The organism is Serratia sp. SSNIH1, assembly GCF_002935055.1.
In the GTDB taxonomy this organism is placed as follows: Bacteria; Pseudomonadota; Gammaproteobacteria; order Enterobacterales; family Enterobacteriaceae; genus Serratia; species Serratia nevei.
On sequence record NZ_CP026383.1, the window covers coordinates 2,858,295 to 2,875,135 of the forward strand.

Annotated in this window: 17 protein-coding genes and 1 pseudogene; 6 read left to right on the top strand and 12 right to left on the bottom strand. The window is 63.4% G+C overall.

The annotated features are described in order from the left end of the window. Window positions 1-27: 27 nt before the first annotated feature. Entirely contained in the window at window positions 28-1,296 is a 1,269-nt protein-coding gene (locus tag C3F38_RS13865) for an MFS transporter (protein WP_170310523.1), read from the bottom strand. 147 nt (window positions 1,297-1,443) lie between these two features. Between C3F38_RS13865 and C3F38_RS13870 the strand changes: the two genes are divergently transcribed. The 3 genes from C3F38_RS13870 to bioD all read left to right on the top strand — a co-directional run bounded on the left by C3F38_RS13870 (window position 1,444) and on the right by bioD (window position 4,521). Then, entirely contained in the window at window positions 1,444-2,334 is an 891-nt protein-coding gene (locus C3F38_RS13870) for a LysR substrate-binding domain-containing protein (RefSeq protein ID WP_055317608.1), read from the top strand. 159 nt (window positions 2,335-2,493) lie between these two features. Then, a complete protein-coding gene (locus C3F38_RS13875; protein ID WP_055317609.1) occupies window positions 2,494-3,711 on the top strand; it encodes an ROK family transcriptional regulator in 1,218 nt (405 codons plus the stop codon). 144 nt (window positions 3,712-3,855) lie between these two features. Continuing rightward, window positions 3,856-4,521 (top strand): dethiobiotin synthase, encoded by a 666-nt coding sequence (bioD, locus tag C3F38_RS13880; RefSeq protein ID WP_038873941.1) that lies wholly within the window; start codon window positions 3,856-3,858, stop codon window positions 4,519-4,521. Between the two features lie 7 nt (window positions 4,522-4,528). Here the strand turns inward: bioD and C3F38_RS13885 are convergent, their stop codons facing one another. Next, a complete protein-coding gene (locus tag C3F38_RS13885; protein ID WP_055312387.1) occupies window positions 4,529-5,023 on the bottom strand; it encodes a DUF2938 family protein in 495 nt (164 codons plus the stop codon). A 69-nt stretch (window positions 5,024-5,092) separates the two neighbouring features. Between C3F38_RS13885 and C3F38_RS13890 the strand changes: the two genes are divergently transcribed. Next, a complete protein-coding gene (locus C3F38_RS13890; protein WP_048233642.1) occupies window positions 5,093-5,485 on the top strand; it encodes a helix-turn-helix domain-containing protein in 393 nt (130 codons plus the stop codon). Here the strand turns inward: C3F38_RS13890 and clcB are convergent. The 3 genes and pseudogenes from clcB to C3F38_RS13905 all read right to left on the bottom strand — a co-directional run. Then, window positions 5,482-6,783, bottom strand: coding sequence for a voltage-gated ClC-type chloride channel ClcB (gene clcB, locus C3F38_RS13895; RefSeq protein ID WP_055312386.1), 1,302 nt, complete (start codon window positions 6,781-6,783; stop codon window positions 5,482-5,484). The two genes, C3F38_RS13890 and clcB, sit on opposite strands and share 4 nt — an antisense overlap. 125 nt (window positions 6,784-6,908) lie before the next feature. After that, window positions 6,909-8,048, bottom strand: a complete 1,140-nt coding sequence (gene osmV, locus C3F38_RS13900) for an osmoprotectant ABC transporter ATP-binding protein OsmV (protein ID WP_055317350.1) — start codon at window positions 8,046-8,048, stop codon at window positions 6,909-6,911. After that, window positions 8,045-8,146: pseudogene (locus C3F38_RS13905) on the bottom strand (choline ABC transporter permease); the annotation flags it as partial. The gene osmV and the pseudogene C3F38_RS13905, both read right to left, overlap by 4 nt. A gap of 215 nt (window positions 8,147-8,361) precedes the next feature. Between C3F38_RS13905 and C3F38_RS13910 the strand changes: the two are divergent. Further along, window positions 8,362-9,849, top strand: a complete 1,488-nt coding sequence (locus C3F38_RS13910) for an MDR family MFS transporter (protein WP_055312384.1) — start codon at window positions 8,362-8,364, stop codon at window positions 9,847-9,849. A 49-nt stretch (window positions 9,850-9,898) separates the two neighbouring features. On the opposite strand, the gene C3F38_RS13915 is transcribed toward C3F38_RS13910, so the two are convergent. Both C3F38_RS13915 and C3F38_RS13920 read right to left on the bottom strand, forming a co-directional pair. Continuing rightward, entirely contained in the window at window positions 9,899-10,198 is a 300-nt protein-coding gene (locus tag C3F38_RS13915; RefSeq protein ID WP_038873956.1) for a DUF1161 domain-containing protein, read from the bottom strand. A gap of 89 nt (window positions 10,199-10,287) precedes the next feature. Further along, window positions 10,288-10,656: a DUF1283 family protein gene (locus C3F38_RS13920; protein WP_038873959.1), complete on the bottom strand. Its 369-nt coding sequence runs from the start codon at window positions 10,654-10,656 to the stop codon at window positions 10,288-10,290. Window positions 10,657-10,804: 148 nt separating this feature from the next. Between C3F38_RS13920 and C3F38_RS13925 the strand changes: the two genes are divergently transcribed. Continuing rightward, entirely contained in the window at window positions 10,805-11,131 is a 327-nt protein-coding gene (locus C3F38_RS13925) for a YnfA family protein (protein ID WP_025302721.1), read from the top strand. 36 nt (window positions 11,132-11,167) lie between these two features. Here C3F38_RS13925 and ydfG read toward each other — a convergent pair whose 3' ends face one another. The 5 genes from ydfG to fecI all read right to left on the bottom strand — a co-directional run bounded on the left by ydfG (window position 11,168) and on the right by fecI (window position 16,711). Then, window positions 11,168-11,917 (bottom strand): bifunctional NADP-dependent 3-hydroxy acid dehydrogenase/3-hydroxypropionate dehydrogenase YdfG, encoded by a 750-nt coding sequence (ydfG, locus tag C3F38_RS13930; RefSeq protein WP_016927858.1) that lies wholly within the window; start codon window positions 11,915-11,917, stop codon window positions 11,168-11,170. Window positions 11,918-12,041: 124 nt separating this feature from the next. Further along, on the bottom strand, window positions 12,042-12,563 hold the full coding sequence (locus C3F38_RS13935; RefSeq protein WP_055312383.1) for a GNAT family N-acetyltransferase: 522 nt from the start codon (window positions 12,561-12,563) through the stop codon (window positions 12,042-12,044). A gap of 200 nt (window positions 12,564-12,763) precedes the next feature. After that, window positions 12,764-15,118 (bottom strand): TonB-dependent Fe(3+) dicitrate receptor FecA, encoded by a 2,355-nt coding sequence (gene fecA / locus C3F38_RS13940; RefSeq protein ID WP_055317349.1) that lies wholly within the window; start codon window positions 15,116-15,118, stop codon window positions 12,764-12,766. A 115-nt stretch (window positions 15,119-15,233) separates the two neighbouring features. After that, complete coding sequence (gene fecR, locus C3F38_RS13945) at window positions 15,234-16,190, bottom strand: ferric citrate uptake sigma factor regulator FecR (RefSeq protein WP_055317348.1); 957 nt, start codon at window positions 16,188-16,190, stop codon at window positions 15,234-15,236. After that, window positions 16,187-16,711 (bottom strand): ferric citrate uptake sigma factor FecI, encoded by a 525-nt coding sequence (gene fecI, locus C3F38_RS13950; protein WP_055312381.1) that lies wholly within the window; start codon window positions 16,709-16,711, stop codon window positions 16,187-16,189. The genes fecR and fecI overlap by 4 nt, the downstream gene beginning before the upstream one ends. Window positions 16,712-16,841 lie beyond the last annotated feature (130 nt).

Genomic DNA, 16,841 nt, shown 5'->3' on the forward strand with positions numbered 1-16,841 from the left:
GCGGCAAACCACCGCGGCTTTTTCTTTTCAGAGACGGGCCGCTTCCGGCAGGCGTTTCAGGTAATGCACCACCAGCAGCGCCAGCAGCAGCATCAGGCTGATGAACGCCGCCACGCCATGCCAGCCGAAGCTGTGCCAGAACACGCCGCCGAGGGTGCCGGCCACGCTGGATCCAACGTAATAACAGAACAGATACAGCGACGACGCCTGGCCTTTGGCGCGGCGCGCACGACGGCCGATCCAGCTGCTGGCCACCGAGTGGGCGGCGAAGAAACCGGCGGTGAACAGCATCATGCCAATAAAGATAGCCGGCACCTGCGGCAGCGCGGTAATCAGGATCCCGATCAACATAATCACGATCGAGGCCAGCAGCACCGGGCCGCGCCCAAAGCGCGAGGTGAGCGCACCGGCTTTGGGCGAGCTGTAGGAGCCGGTGAGGTACACCACCGACAGCAGGCCGACAATCGCCTGGCTCAGGTGGTAAGGATCCGCCAGCAGGCGATAGCCGATGTAGTTGAACAGGGTGACGAAGCTGCCCATCAGCAGGAACCCTTCCGCAAACAGCAGCGGCAGGCCCTTATCGTGCCAATGCAGCTTGAAGTTGATCAGCAGGGTGCGCGGGCGCAGCGAGCTGGCGCGAAAATGCCGCGAGGCGGGCAGGATGCGCCAGAACATGCAGGCGGCGGCGAGGGCGAACAGGCCGATGACCCCGAGCGATACGCGCCAGGAGAAGAAGTCGGTCAACACCCCGGTCACCAGGCGGCCGCTCATGCCGCCGATCGAGTTGCCGCTGATGTACAGCCCCATCGAGAAGGCGACGAAGCTGGGGTGGATCTCTTCGCTGAGGTAGGTCATGCCGACCGCCGCCACGCCGCTCAGCGACAGGCCGATCAGCGCGCGCATCAGCAAGATGCCGTGCCAGCTGGTCATAAAGGCGCAGATCAGCGTGCAGACCGCCGCCAGCAGCAGCGCCACCACCATCACCGACTTGCGGCCAATGGCGTCGGACAGCGGCCCGGTGAACATCAGGCCGATCGCCAGCAGACCGGTGGAGACCGAAAGCGACAGGCTGCTTTCCGCCGGCGATACGCCGAAATCTTGCGACAGCACCGGCAGGATCGGCTGCACGCAGTAGAGCAGCGCGAAGGTCGCCAGCCCGGCGGAAAACAGCGCCAGCGTCACGCGCATAAACTGCGGCGTGCCGCGTTCGATATAGGGGAGTTTGTTGTTGAGGGTAGAGCGTTTTACTTTTGGCGCAGCGGCCGCGTCATCGTTGGCGGCCAGCGTCGACGGCATCGCGGCCGCAGAACGCACAGGGGTTGTCACAGCGTTTCCTTACCGAACTTCGGGGAGATAAACAGACACTTTACAGATAACAAAATGATAGGGAGCGGTGAATTTTTTGTCTAATATATTAATAATTCAAATTAAGACGTTTTAAATATGAATATCGAATTGAGACACCTGCGTTACTTTATCGCCGTGGCGGAGGAGCTGCATTTTGGCCGCGCCGCCGAACGGCTGCGGATCTCCCAGCCGCCGCTCAGCCAGCAAATCCAGGCGTTGGAAGAGATGGTCGGCGCGCGGCTGCTGGCGCGCAACAACCGCAACGTCAGTTTGACTCAGGCCGGAGAGATGTTCCTCAAAGAAGCCTACCAGGTGCTCGATCAGGTCGGGCGCGCGGCGGAAAAGGCGGCGCGTCTGGATCGCGGCGAGCTGGGGGAAATGACCATCGGCTTTACCTCTTCCGCGCCCTTTATCGGCGTAGTGGCGCGCAGCCTGCGCGCCTTTCGTCAGCACTCCCCGCAGGTGCATATCAAAATGCGCGAAATCAACACCAAACAGCAGATCGAACCGTTGTTGAACGGTGAGCTGGATCTGGGGGTAATGCGCAATACGCGGCTGCCGGAGGTGCTGCACTATCAGCTGCTGCTGCGGGAACCGCTGGTGGCGGTGGTGCCGGAAGGGCATCCGCTGGCGGAAACGCCCGGCGGCGCGCTGCGTTTCCAACATCTGGCGCAGGAGCCGTTCGTGTTCTTCTCGCGCGAAGTGGGCACCGCGTTGTACGACGAAATACTGCTGTTGCTCGGCAAGGCAGGCATTACCCCGTACATCACCCAGGAAGTGGGGGAAGCGATGACCATCATCGGGCTGGTCTCCGCCGGGTTAGGGGTGTCGATTCTGCCGGCCTCATTTGCCCGGGTGCGGGTGGACGGCGTGCGCTATTTGCCGCTGGCGGAGCCCGACGCCACCACCGAAGTGTGGCTGGTGCATCACCGCCGGCGGCCGCTGACCGCCGCCGCGCAGGCGCTGATGGCGTTGATGCTGAAATGACGTTGAGCTTGGGCAAATAAAAATCAATTCACGCTGAAATTGCGAGGAATTTGTGCAGCAAATCACATAACGAATCAAATAGTTGACGCTGTATGACAAAAGCCCCACCATAACCCCTAGTCTTTATTTAGAAGCGCGAAAAATAGTAGGAGCAGGTTTGTGATTGCGGTTGGGCAGCCTGGGCATATCGATCAAATCAAGCAGACCAATGCGGGGGCGGTTTATCGGCTAATCGATCAACTGGGCCCGATTTCGCGCATCGAACTGTCAAAACGCGCACAGCTGGCGCCCGCCAGCATCACCAAGATCGTGCGCGAACTGCTGGAAGCCCATCTGGTCAAGGAAACCGAGTACCAGGAAATCGGCAGCCGGGGCCGCCCGGCGGTGGGGCTGGTGCTGGACACCGAGGCCTGGCACTACCTGTCCGCCCGCATCAGCCGCGGCAGCATCACGCTGGCGCTGCGCGATCTCAGCAGCAAACTGGTGGTTGAGGAGCAGCTGCCGCTGGCGGCCGAACACCCCGAACCGCTGCTGAAACGCATCCTGACCGAAGTCGACCAATTCTTTATCCGCCACCAAAGCAAGCTGGAGCGGCTGACGGCGATCGCCATCACGCTGCCGGGCATGATCGACGTGCAGTCCGGCGTGGTGCACCGCATGCCGTTTTACGACGTGCTGGAGATGCCGCTCGGCCCGGCATTGGAAACCCGCACCGGTCTGCCGGTTTACCTGCAGCACGATATCAGCGCCTGGACCATGGCCGAGGCGCTGTACGGCGCCTCGCGCGGCAGCCAGAACGTCATTCAGGTGGTGATCGACCACAACGTCGGCGCCGGGGTGATCACCGGCGGCCATGTGCTGCACGCCGGCAGCCACAGCGTGGTGGAGATCGGCCACACCCAGGTCGATCCCTACGGCAAACGCTGTTACTGCGGCAACCACGGCTGTCTCGAAACCGTGGCCAGCACTGAGAACATGCTGGAGATCGCCCAGCAGCGGCTGAGCGGTTCGATGAGCTCCAGCCTGCACGGCGCGCCGCTGACCGTCGAATCACTGTGCGACGCCGCGCTGGCGGGCGATCAGCTGGCGCGGGACATCATTCTCGGCGTTGGGCACAGCGTGGGGCGCATTCTGGCAATCATGGTCAACCTGTTCAATCCGGAGAAGATCCTGGTGGGCTCGCCGCTCAACCGCGCGGCGGAGATCCTGCACCCGGCCATCGCCTCCTGCATTCGCCAACAGGCGCTGCCGGCCTACAGCGAGCAGGTCAAGGTCGAATCCACGCAGTTCTTCAATCAGGGCACCATGCCCGGTGCGGCGCTGGTGAAAGAGGCGCTGTACAACGGTTCATTGCTGGTACAGCTGCTGCAGGGCTAACATCAGAACTTCTTAATAATCCCGCAAAAGATTGAGCTACCTCAAGCCCCTACGTGGCAGCATCCCCTAGAATTTTTCCGAAAGACTTCTTCGCCGCCGGTGCGGCGACACATTGTTAACGGGGCATTCTGGGGCATTTTATTCATGTTGAAGCGTTTATTTGTGACAGGCACGGATACCGACGTCGGTAAAACCGTGGTTTCCCGCGGGTTGATGCAGGCGCTGGCCGCCGAGGGCCGTTCGGTGGCCGGCTACAAGCCGATCGCCGCACGCTGCCAGGAAACCAGCGAGGGTATCCGCAATAAAGACGCTTTGGTGTTGCAGGCATCTTCAACCCTGCCGCTGTCCTACGAGGAGATCAATCCCATCACCTGCCTGGATGAGGTGTTTCACGCGCATGCGACCGAGGACATCAACTATGGCGTGATGAGCAGCGGTCTGCGGGATCTTTCCGTCAAAGCCGACACGGTGGTGGTGGAAGGCAGCGGCGGTTGGCGGGTGCTGATGAACGATCTGCGGCCTTACGCCGAGTGGGTGGTGCAGGAACAGCTGCCGGTGGTGCTGGTGGTGGGCATCAAGCTGGGCTGCGTCAGCCACGCGCTGCTGACCGCGCAGTCGATCATCAACGACGGCCTGCCGCTGCTGGGCTGGGTGGCCAACCGCATCAACCCGGGGTTGGCGCACTATGCCGAAACCATCGCGGCGCTGCAGCAGCGCATTCCCGCGCCGCTGCTGGGTGAAATTCCCTATTTGCCACGCGCGGAGCAGCGCGAGCTGGCGCACTACCTCGATATTTCCACGCTGCTGTAAGCCCGCTCTAGGCGCACAGCGCCGCCAACAGCCGGGCGGCGATCAGCAGGCCCAGCCCATACACCGTGTGGGTGAGCAGGCTGAGGAGCCGCGCTTTTCGCGGGTAGGCGGTTTTCGCCGCCGCCACGCCAAAGCCCAGCGCGGGCTGCATCACCAGAAACGGCGCCGCCAGGCTCAGCCAGCCGCTCAACAGCGCGATGAGCGGCTCCGGCGCCGTATACCACCCGATGCCCGCCAAACCGATCGGGATAAAGGCAAACGCGATGCCGACGGCGTAATGCAATATCCAGCCGATTGTTCTCTCCCCCCGGCGCGGCGGCGCCGTAACGATGGTGGCGTGAAACCAGCGGCCGTCGAACATGCCGAGAAACCAGCGGCCCACCAGCGCATAATCGAGAGAAGGGATGCCGAAGCGCCGCTTCAGCAGCAGCGCCCACAGATCCATGCAGAGGGTGGCGCCGGCGCCGGTTAACAGGATGCGCACTAACAGATCGGGGGTCATAGGGGTGTCCTTGGCTCAGTGACGTGATAATGTGCGCACAGTGTGCAACTTAAAGTCGGCTTCAAGTCAATGGCAAAAGAACTGGATATCGGCGCGGTGGCGCGCCTGAGCGGGATCGCGCCTTCCGCGCTGCGGCATTACGAGAAGAAAGGGCTGATCGCGTCGACGGGCCGCCACGGTTTGCGTCGCCAATACGCCGCCGGCGTGCTTGACCAACTGCGGCTGATCGCGCTGGCGCGCCTGGCCGGCTTTACGCTGGACGAGATGAGCGCCTTGTTTGACGAACGGGGCAAGATAGCGCTCGATCGCGGGCTGCTGGCGGCGCGGGCGGATGAGCTGGATCGCCATATCCAGCGCCTGATTCAGGTACGCGACGGGCTGCACCACCTGGTTGATTGCCCTGAACCCGAGCACCTGCAGTGCCCGCAGTTCAGGAAAATCCTGCAGCAGGGCGAGTTCTAAGCCTCGCGTTTGGGCGGCGGCGCCGAGTGATACACCGACACCGGCCGCAGGCCGCGCGACACGGTGGTGGCGATCACGCACGAGAGCAGAATGCCGGGCAGCAGGGCGTACTCGCCGGTCATTTCAAACACCATCAGCGCCGCCATGATCGGCGCATGGGTGGTGGCGGCCAGCAGGGTAGCCATGCCGGCCAACGCCAGCAGCAGCGGCACCGCCGTATCCATGCCCGGCCACAGGCCAAACAGCTGACCGATGATCGAACCGAGCGCGGCGCCGACGAACAGCGTCGGGGTGAAGACCCCGCCCGGTGCGCCCGACCCGCTGCTGGCAAGGATCGCCAACAGTTTGCACACCAGAATCGCCCCCAGCAGCAGCACCCCCGGCGGCGCGATCAGCAGCGCCTGCACCACGCTGTAACCGTTGCCCCATACCTGCGGGAACAGCAGCGAAAGCAGCCCGACGATCAGGCCGCCCAGCGCCAGCTGCAACGGCGGCTTCAACCGCAGCGAGCGGAAGGCATGGCCGGTGGCGGTCATCAGCCATAAAAACAGCGGCCCGCCGGCGCCGGCCACCACGCCGACCAGCGCCATCAGCAGGTATTGCGTCGGCAAGGGGGCGGCGAGCGGCGTCACCAGATAGAGCGGCGCCTGGCCGCCGTTGAGCAGGTTGGTCATCAGCAGGGCGCTGACCGCGGCGATCACCACCGGGCCGAGCGAGGCCAGCATCAGGGTGCCGAACAGGATCTCGGCGATAAACAGGCTGCCCGCCAGCGGCGCATGATAGGCGCTGGCCATCCCGGCGGCGGCGGCGCAGGCCACCCACAGTTTCCACTCTTTCTCGTGCGTAAAGCGCTGAGCGAACAGCGAGCCCACCAGCGCCGCCAGCAGGATCATCGCACCTTCACGGCCGATGGCGCTGCCGCTCGACACCACCAGCAGCGACGCCAGGCACTTCACCAGGCTGGCACCGGTGTCCAGCTTGCCGTTGCCGGTCTCGATCGCTTCCATATAGTCGGTGGGCGCCGCCGGGCGCTGGTGGCGGTAGCGCTGGTGAATATACAGCAGCAGGCCCGCCGCCAGGCCGCCCAGCGCCGGAGTGAGGGCGCGCCGCCAGCCGGGCAGCGCGGCGGCGGCGGCCACCAGGCTGCCGTCGGCATTGCCGAGCAGCAGCCACTCGAGGCCAATCATCGAACGGTGGAACAGCCACACCGCCAGAGCGGCGGCGACGCCGATGAACACGGCGATAAACAGGCTGCGCAACAGGGCGCGATAGTGGTGCAGGTGGACCAATCTTTTCATGCGTGGGCGGCGTCGTGAGAAAAATCAAAGGGTCATCAGCGCATTGTGCTTGGCGCTCCGGCCGATGACCAGTGAATCTTTAGCAAACTGCGGCGTGGGCGGGGCGGTGAGCGCCCCTGAGTGAGTTATTGCGGCGTCAGCACCCGGCGCGTGCGGCCGGAGCTGAGGTAGTCGGCGATGTAATCCTGCGAGATTTCGCCGCTGTAGCGGCCGTCTTCATCGACGATCGGCATCCAGGAGGTGTTGTGCTCGTACAGCTTCGACAGCACCACGCGCAGGTTCTCCTCCGCACGGGCGGTGACGCGGAAACGGTGCAGACTGTCGGCGCAGACGCCCGGCGCGCCGCGCGCCTCGCGGCGTTTGACGTACCCCAGCGGCTTGCCGTCGGCGTCCACCACCGTCACCGAGCGAGCGTCGATATCGTCCATCAGCCCGAACGCTTCCACTAGCGGCGTTTCCCGCCGCACCGTCACCGTTTGTTGCTGATCGGTCACGTCGCCGGCCTGCACCAGCAGCAGGCGCTTCAGCGTGCGGTCCTGGCCGACAAAGGAGGCGACGAACTCGTTCGCCGGCCGCGCCAGCAGCTCATCGGCGCTGGCGTTCTGTACGATTTTACCCTGGCGGAACACCGCGATGCGATCGCCGAGCTTCAGCGCTTCATCGATGTCGTGGCTCACCAGCATCACGGTCTTTTTCAGCTGGCGCTGCATGTCGAGAAACTCGTTCTGGATGGTTTCGCGGTTGATCGGATCCACCGCGCGGAAGGGTTCATCCATCAGCAGCACCGGCGGATCGGCCGCCAGCGCGCGGATCACGCCGATGCGCTGCTGCTGCCCGCCGGACATCTCTTTCGGGTAGCGGTGCAAAAAGCGCTTGGGATCCAGCGCCACCATGCTCATCAGCTCCTCGGCGCGATCGTGGCAGCGTTTTTTGTCCCAGCCCAGCATGCGCGGCACCACGGTGATGTTTTCCTCGATGGTCATGTTGGGGAACAGACCGATCTGCTGGATGACGTAGCCGATTTTGCGGCGCAGGCTGACGGTATCCAGCGCGCTGGTGTCTTCACCGTTGATCAGAATGGTGCCGCCGGTGGGTTCGATCAGGCGGTTGATCATCTTGAGCGTGGTGGTTTTGCCGCAGCCGGAAGGGCCGAGCAGCACGCAGATTTCGCCTTCCGGCACGTCCAGATTGATGTTGTCGACGGCGTTGAACGGCGTGCCGTTCTTCTGCATGAACTGTTTGGTCAGATTTTCCAATTTAATCATGAACGGATCCCCTTGGGCGTTAGCGCAATTTGCAAGCGGTGCAATAACCAATCGAGAACGATCGCCAGCAGGCTGATCATCACGGCGCCGGTAATCAAATTGAGATTACGCGGATCGGCGCCTCAGCCCGCGTCAGCGCTGGGATGCGGGGAAAGTGAAAAAAAACCGCAGCAAAACGTTACGCCGTAACAATCAGTCCAAATGGTGCGATTCGCCGCCGGCAAAGGCAGGATGTGAGGGCGGATAGACTTGGCGCAGGCGCTTGCTGATATACTCATGGAAAATAAAAACGCCAGGAAACCTGCATAACGCCATGACAAATAACGTTTCACCCGCACCCATCGCCCACCGCCCGTTGATTCTGATCGCCTGCATGCTGGCGATGTTCATGTCGGCGATCGAAGCCACCATCGTCGCCACCGCCATGCCGACCATCATCGGCGATCTCGGCGGCTTCTCGCTGCTGGGGTGGGTGTTCGCGGTCTATTTGCTGGCGCAGGCGATCACCATCCCCATCTACGGCCGCTTGGCGGATCTCTACGGCCGCAAGCGGGTGTTCTTCTTCGGCGCTACGCTGTTCCTGCTGGGATCGGTGCTGTGCGGCTTCGCCCCCGACATGTATTGGCTGATCGGCTTCCGTCTGCTGCAAGGGTTGGGCGCCGGCGCCATCATGCCGATCGCCTCCACCATCATCGGCGACATCTACAGCGCCACCGAGCGGCCGAAGGTGATGGGCTACCTGTCGAGCGTATGGGGCGTGTCGGCGATCATCGGCCCGCTGCTGGGCGCGTTTATCGTCCAGCATCTGCCGTGGGCGCTGGTGTTCTGGGTCAACCTGCCGATCGGCCTGCTGGCGATGTTCTTCCTCTGGCGCTATCTGCCTGCGCATCAGCAGCTGCGGCGGCACGCGCTGGATCTGGCGGGCACCGCCTGGCTGACGCTGTTCGTTTCGGCGCTGCTGCTGGCGCTGTTGCAGATGGAAAGCCTGGGATGGTGGGTGGCGCCGTTGCTCGCGCTGGCGGCGGCGTCGCTGGCGCTGCTTGTCCGCCAGGAGCGGCGCGCGGTCGAACCGCTGTTCCCGCTGGCGCTGTGGCAAAGCCGGGTGATCGTCGCCGGTAACATCGGCGGGCTGGTGATCGGCGCGGCGATGATGGGCATCAGCGCCTTCCTGCCCACCTTCATTCAGGGCGTGATGGGCGGCTCGCCGCTGGAGGCGGGCACCACGCTGGCGCTGATGTCGATCGGTTGGCCGCTGGCCAGCACGCTGAGCGGCCGTTTGATGCTGATGACCTCGTATCGCGCGACGGCGCTGCTGGGGGCGCTGCTGTTGGTGGCCGGCGGCCTGATCCTGCTGATGCTGCAGCCGAACGGCGGCCTGCTGTGGGGCCGGGTGGCGGCGTTTATGGTCGGCGCCGGCATGGGGCTGTGCAACACCACGTTTTTAGTGTCGGTGCAGAACGCGGCGCATTACAGCATTCGCGGCATCGCCACCGCCTGTACGGTATTTACCCGCATGGTGGGTTCGGCCATCGGCACCGCCATTCTGGGCGCCACGCTGAACCTCAACCTGCAGTGGCGTTTGCCGGAAATCGACGATCCGGTGCAGCGGCTGATGGAGCCGGCGGTGCGGCAGAGCATGGGGAGCGAAGCGCTGGCGCAGCTTATCCAGCAGGTGGCGGCTTCGCTGCATTGGGTGTTCCTGGTGTCGGCGTTGGTGTCGTTGCTGGCGCTGGCGGCGGCGATGCTGATCCCGGCGCGTTGTCGACCGCAGGGCGAAGAGGAAGAGGCGGAGCAGGCTTAAGGGAAAAGGAAAGGGCGCGATGTTGCGCGCCCTGGGTAGCCGAAGCGGCTTACTGCGCGTTGGAGGTGTCCTGGCTGGTGCCGGTCTGCGCCGCGTCACCGCGATCGTCGCCGTTGTTCAGGCGGGTATAGACGATCTTCTGGGTGTCGTTTTCGCAGTGGCCGACCACTTGGCCGCCGGCCTGATCGGCCTGATCGTTAGGCACGATCTCCAGTTTGAAGCCGGACTCCGGAACGCCGTTATTGATGATTTTTTGCGAAATGTCCGCTTTCACGCTTTCGCAGGAGGCCAGGGCTGCCAACGGCGCGCCGGCCAGCAATACAGCGGTTAATATCAGCGTTTTTTTCATCACGTCATCCTTTTAGACAATGGACTTCCTGTAACAGGATAGCAGTAACGGCGGCCGGGTTTCACGCTTGCCCGCCCGCCGCAGGCGGATTAAGGAATAATCCGACGCCCGGTCTGGCGATCCAGGCATTTACGGGTGTCCGGCTCCCAGTACGCGTTGACGTTGTTGCTGTCGTTGCAGCGGTCTTCGTCATCCGCCGCGCGATCGGCCTTGTCGAACTCTTTCTCGACGCGAGTGTTAACCTTGTGGCGCAGGGTTTTGGTATCATTCCACTGCTCTTTGCTCTGGCGCGCTTCTTCGGTGCTCATCGCGCCGCTGCCTTTGCCATCGACGGTGACGCAGGTGCTGCCCTGAGTGCAGGTGGCGGCCAGCGCCGGCGCCTGCCAGGCGCCCATGACGGCCAGCATGGCGACCGGCAGCATCCCGCGTAGCAGTCGTTGGGTCGAAAATGTTTTCATCGTTTCATCCTTATGAGTGAGTGCGCCTGATGATGGCGACACTGGCGTTACCTCGCCCGCAGGCGTGGTGACAAATATACCACTGCGTTCCTGGAATTCACCAGCCAAGCGCCGATTCGTTTAATTTACCGAGAGAAAACTGCGACCGATGTTAAAAACCACGCTGTTGTTTTTCGCCACTGCGCTCGCCGAAATTATCGGCTGTTTCCTGCCTTATCTCTGGCTCAAGAAGCAGGGCAGCGCCTGGCTATTGCTGCCGGCGGCATTGAGCCTGATGCTGTTTGTCTGGCTGTTGACGCTGCATCCGGCGGCCAGCGGGCGGGTCTACGCGGCCTATGGCGGCGTGTATGTGGCGACGGCGCTGCTGTGGCTGCGGGTGGTGGACGGGGTGAAGCTGTCCGCGCTGGACTGGGTGGGCGCCGGGGTGGCGCTGGTGGGCATGCTGATCATCGTTTCCGGCTGGCGTGCGGCCTGAGGAAACAGGGCGGGAGTCGCCTCCCGCCGTTGGAGATCAGGCGCCGCGGTGGATGTTCAGCCCGGCGAAGGACTGGCTGACCGGCATCATTTCCAGCGTGTTGATGTTGACGCGCGCCGGCAGCGTCGCGACCCAGAACACCGACTCGGCGATGTCTTCCGGCGTCAGCGCATCGGCGCCTTCGTAGGTTTTGTTGACCTTGCCGTCATCGCCTTTGAAGCGCACGTTGGAGAATTCGGTGCCGCCCACCAGGCCCGGCTCGATATCGGTCACGCGGATGCGCGTGCCGTGCAGATCGGCGCGCAGGCCCAGGCTGAACTGTTTGACGAACGCCTTGGTGGCGCCGTACACGTTGCCGCCGGCGTAGGGCCAGTTGGCGGCGGTGGAGCCGATGTTGATCACATGGCCGACGTTGCGCTCGACCATGGCCGGCAGCAGCGCACGCGTCATGTTCACCAGCCCTTTGGCGTTGGTGTCGATCATGGTTTCCCAGTCATCGGCGTTGGCCTTGTGCGCCGGCTCCAGCCCCAGCGCCAGCCCGGCGTTGTTCACCAGCACGTCGATCTGGCGCAGCTCGGCCGGCAGTGCTTCGATCGCCTGTTGAATGGCGGCGCGGTTGCGCACGTCGAGCCGCACGATGTGCAGCGCTTGCCCGAGTTCTTCCTGCAGCTCTTCGAGACGCTCAAGGCGGCGCCCGGCGGCGATCACCTGATGGCCTTCACGGATAAAACGGCGCGCAATGGCCTCGCCGAAACCGGAGGTGGCGCCGGTAACAAAAATAATCATGTTGCTGTTCCTCAACTGTTTTTACCCTACATGCCTCTATCATTAGCACAAACCCGCAGGCAGTGGCAGCGGTTATCGCGGCGCAGAGAAAAAAAGGCCAAGCCGGGCCGTGGCACGGTGCGGATCAATGTTGAGGCGGCAGGTGGTAGACCACGGCGTCATACTTGACGCGTTCGCAGCGGCCGGCCAGCACGCCGCCCAGCGACTCGGCCAGGCGGCGGCTGGCGGTATTCTGTTCGGCCACCGGGTAGACAAGGTGCGGCGGCTGAAAGCGCTCGGTGGCCCAGCGCGCGATACTCTGCACGATTTCGCGGCCGTAGCCCTGGCCGTGCAGGCCCTCTTTCACCCAGATGCCCAGCTCCGGGGTGTGGCTGCGCAGGTTATGCGCGCCGCCGACGCCGACGAACTGCCGGTCTTCACGCCGGCGGGCGACGAAGATCACTTCTTCACCTTCGCGCATCAGCGGCAGCCAGCCTTGCCAGACGTTGGCGAAATCTTCCGGCGACGCCTCCGGCTCAAAGGTCATAAAGCGCGTCAGAGTGGGGGTGATCGCCTGGTAAACATCGTCGGCGTCTGCTGCGGTAAAGGGGGCAATCAACAAACGGTCGGTGTCCACGCGGCACTGAGAAAGGTCATTATGATTCATCTTATTTTCCCTCGCTTTTCAGGCCAGAACGGCAAAAAATCCGCGCCTATAAATTAGGGCGGATCGTCGATATTACGCGCATTGGCGGCAGAAGCGACTTATTTTTCGTCGCTTGGGCAAGATGGAAAGAATGGGCTTGGTGACAATGTCACGCTATAAGTGAGGCGGCGAGCGCGATGAGGTGCGCCCGCCGCTGAGTGTCAGAACTTCACCGAGCCTTGCAGATAGATCGTGCGCGGCTGGCCGACGTACAGACCTTTGTTATTGTCGTCATAGGCGCGGGTGAAATACTCGTGGTTGAACAGGTTTTTCACGCCGACGCCCAGATTCAGACCGGCCATTTCCGGGCCGAAATCATAGGCGGCGCGCACGCCCCACAGCATATAGCCGGGAATGCGGCCGGTGCTGCCGTCGGCGCTTTCCGCCACGGTGTTGGCGTTGTCGGCGAACTGGCTGGATTGGAACTCGCCGTTAAGGTTAAACGCCCAGTTGCCCGGCGTGTAGTCCAGCCCCAGCGTGCCTTTATGCTTCGGCGAGAACGGCACCTGATTGCCCTTGTAGCCGCCGTCTTCACGGATGGTGGCGTTGACGTAGGCGTAGCTGGCGTAGGCGGTCAGGTCGTCCAGTTTCGGCGTCAGCTGCGACAGATCGTAACGCAGGCTGCCTTCCAGCCCGGCGTGGCGGGTTTTGCCGCGCGCGGTCACGCTGTCGGTCACCTGGTTGGAGTCGTACTGGTTGTTGAAGTTGATCAGGAACAGCCCGATCTCACCGGTCAGCGCATCGCCGGCGTAGCGGGTGCCCAGCTCCCAGGTGCGCGCCTTCTCGGGTTCAATCTTGCCGCTGTCGACCGCTTTACCCATCTGGCTGTACTGTACGGTGCCGAAGGAGCCTTCGGTGTTGGCGTACAGGTTCCAGTATTCGTTCAGGTGATACATCACGTTCAACGCCGGCAGCGGCGCGTTATAGCTGACGTCGAGGCGGTTGTTCTTGATGTAGTTGTTCTGATACGACTTGATGTACTCGTAGCGCATGCCCGGCGTAATGGTCCAGTCGCCGATGTCGATGCGATCGTCGATATAGAAGGCGTGCGCCTCGGTGCCGGACTGGGTGTCGCGATCGTACGGGCTGGCGGTGGACGGCAGCCGGCCGGTGCCGGCCTTGCTGGTGTAGCGCAGTTCGTGGGTGGATTCGCTGACGTAGCGGTAGCCGACGCCGACCTCATGGGCCGAATCGCCCCAGCGGAAGCTCTGGCTGTAGCGCGGTTCCACGCCGCGCACCCAGTATTCGCGCGGCGACAGCGTCAGGTTTTTGCCCTGATCCAAATAGCCGCTGCGCAGGGTGTAGGTGTAGAAGCTCTGCACGTCGAACTTGTGCTGCTGATCCGGCTGATACTGATAGCCGAAGTTCGCCAGCTGGCGCCGGCCCCAGAACTTGTCGTACGGTCGCGTCGACTGGAACGGGTTGGCGTTGTAGTCCGCCCGGCTCAGGCCGCCCGGCATGTCCGCTTCGCCTTCGTAGTATTGCAGCAGGCTGTTGAAGGTGTGCACCTCGTTCGGAGCGTAACGGCTTTTCAGCATCACGTCGTCGATCTTGGTCGCGCTGTGTTCGCGCCAGTCGCTGCCGCGGGTGCCGGAGTAGAGCAGCGCCGCGCCGAGGCCGTTGTCGGCGGTGCCGCCGATCATCAGGTTGCCGGTGCCTTTCGGGTGATCCTGGCGCGAGGTCGGGCTGAGCTGCCCTTGCATACCGGCCTCCATGCCGAAGGTTTTCGGGATGGCACGGGTGACGAAGTTGACGACGCCGCCGACGCTCTGTGGCCCGTAACGCACCGCGCCGCCGCCGCGCACCACGTCAATCGCATCCATATTGCCGAGCGAGACCGGCGCCAGCGACAGCTGCGGCTGGCCGTAAGGGGCGAAGGGCACCGGGATGCCGTCCATCAACACGGTGGAGCGGCTGGCGAGGCGCGGGTTGAGGCCGCGAATGCCGAAGTTCAGCGCCATGTCATGGCTGCCGGTGCCGTTGTTCTCCGGCGCCACCACGCCCGGCACACGGTTCAACGCTTCGCGCACGGTGGTGGTGCCGGTTTTGGCGAATTCTTCGCGGCGCACTACGTCGCGCGCGCCGGGATGTTCGAACACGTCTACCTGACGGCCTTCCGCCAGCCAGTCACCGACCACGGTGATGTCTTCTTCTTTTTTCTGCGGCTGCGGCAGTTTGGCCAGCGTGTAACCGTGGTTGCCGAGCGCCTTAGCCTGCAGGCCGCTGCCGGCCAGCAGGGCGTTCAGGCCGTCATCGACGCCGTAGCTGCCGCTCAGGCCCGGCGAACGTTTACCGGCGGTCAGCGTGCCGTCCACCGAGAGCGCGATGCCGGCGCGCGCGGCGAACGCGTTCAGCGCGCCGTCCAGCTCACCGGCCGGAATGTGGTAGGTTGCAGCGGCGCTGGCGGCGCTCGCCGTCAGCGGTGCGGCGAAGGCCAGACCCATGGCCACGGCCAGCGGCGTGGCCCGTTTTCCCCAAAGCGAAGCCGGCGCTCCCTTTCCCCAAGCGTTGTTCATACCTTCTCCTGAATCATTTTTTATTTATTGCTGCAGTGTTTTCCTGGGAGTCGGATGAGCAAAGCAAAAGGGATAATCAAGAATGCGATTTTTTATCATTTTCATTTAAAGGGATTCAGGCGGGGACGATTTGCAGCCAATAGCGGGTAAAGCTCTGCAGGCGCACCGGCAGGGTCTGGCGGAGCAGGGCGAGGGCGCGATCGGTATCGCTGAGCGGGAAACTGCCGCTGACGCGCAGGCCGGCGACGGCCGGATCGCAGCTCAGGTGGCCGCGCCGGTAGCGCGCCAGTTCGGCGATCGCCCGGTCCAGCCGCCACTGGCTGACGCTCAGCACGCCGCGCAGCCAGCCGTCCTCCGCCGCAGCCGGTTGCTTTTCGCTGAAGGCCGTGGCGCTGAAGCCGATCTGTTCTCCGGCCTCCACCCGGCGCGTTTGCCGCGCGTCCTGCGCCAGCTGCGCTTCGACCGCATGCTCCAGCACCGTCAGCCGAGTCTCGCCGCCACTCTCACGCACCAAAAAGCGGGTGCCGAGCGCGCGCATCGCTCCCTGCGGGCTTTGCACCCACAGCGGCCGGGGGTCTCGTCCGGTAACCAGGCTGATTTCCCCGGCGTGCAGGCGGATCAGCCGTTGGCGATCGTCGTAATGCACGTCCACCGCGCTGGCGGTGTTCAGCACCAGCTGGGTGCCGTCGCTTAATACAATGGGTTTGATCTCGCCGGTGGCGGTGCGGTAGTCGGCGCGCAGCTCCCGGCCGAGCGGCGACTGGTAAAGAAAGCCGCTGCCACCCACGCCGAGCAACAGCAGCAGGCTCTTCAGCAGGGTGCGGCGATCGATCGCCGATTGGCGGCCGGCGCGATCGAGTGCGCGGTAGCTGAACTTGCCCGGCACGCCCTGCAGCTGGCTCTGCAACGCTTCGACGCGCTGCCAGGCCCAGCGGTGATCGTCATGCTGCTGATGCCAGGCTTGCCACTGTTGGCGCTGGCGGTCGGTGACGTGCTCATCGCACAGCAGGGCATACCAGTGTGCGGCCATCTTCAGCGCCTGGCGCTGCTCGGGGGTGATGGCGTTGCTCATGAGAAAACGTCGTTTTCCAGGCTGAACAGCAGGCAATGCTCGGTGGCCTTGGCCATGTATTTTTTAACCGAGCTGATCGACACGCCGAGGCGCACGGCGATGTCCGCATAGCCCAGGCCTTCGAGCTGCGACAGCAGGAAGGCCTGTTTCACCTTCGGCCCCAGGCCGTCGAGCATGGCGTCTATCTGCTGCAGGCTTTCCAGCAGGCTCTGGCGCTGCTCCGGCGACGGGGCATAGCCATCCGGGATCAGCGCCAGCATCTCCAGATAGGCGCGCTCCAGCGTTCTGCGGCGAAACAGATCGACCATCACCCGTTTGGCGACGGTGACCAGAAAATCTTTCGGCTCGCGCAGGGTCGCCGCGGCGTCGCTTTTCAGCAGGCGCATGAAGGTGTCCTGCGCCACGTCGTCCGCGTCGAAAGCGCAGCCCAGCCGCCTGCGCAGCCATCCCTGCAACCAGGCATGGTGGGTGGCGTAAAGGCGCGACAGCGCGGTGTGCGGTGCGGAAGCGGTGGCGGACATGGTTTTCGCATTGCTGGTCAAAAAGATGCGCGGATGATAATTGAGAATGGTTATCGTTTCAAGTTTGTCGGGTGGCCTGCGGAATGGGTCTGACCGCTTTGCATCGCGTTAAAATAACCGCAACGGCCGC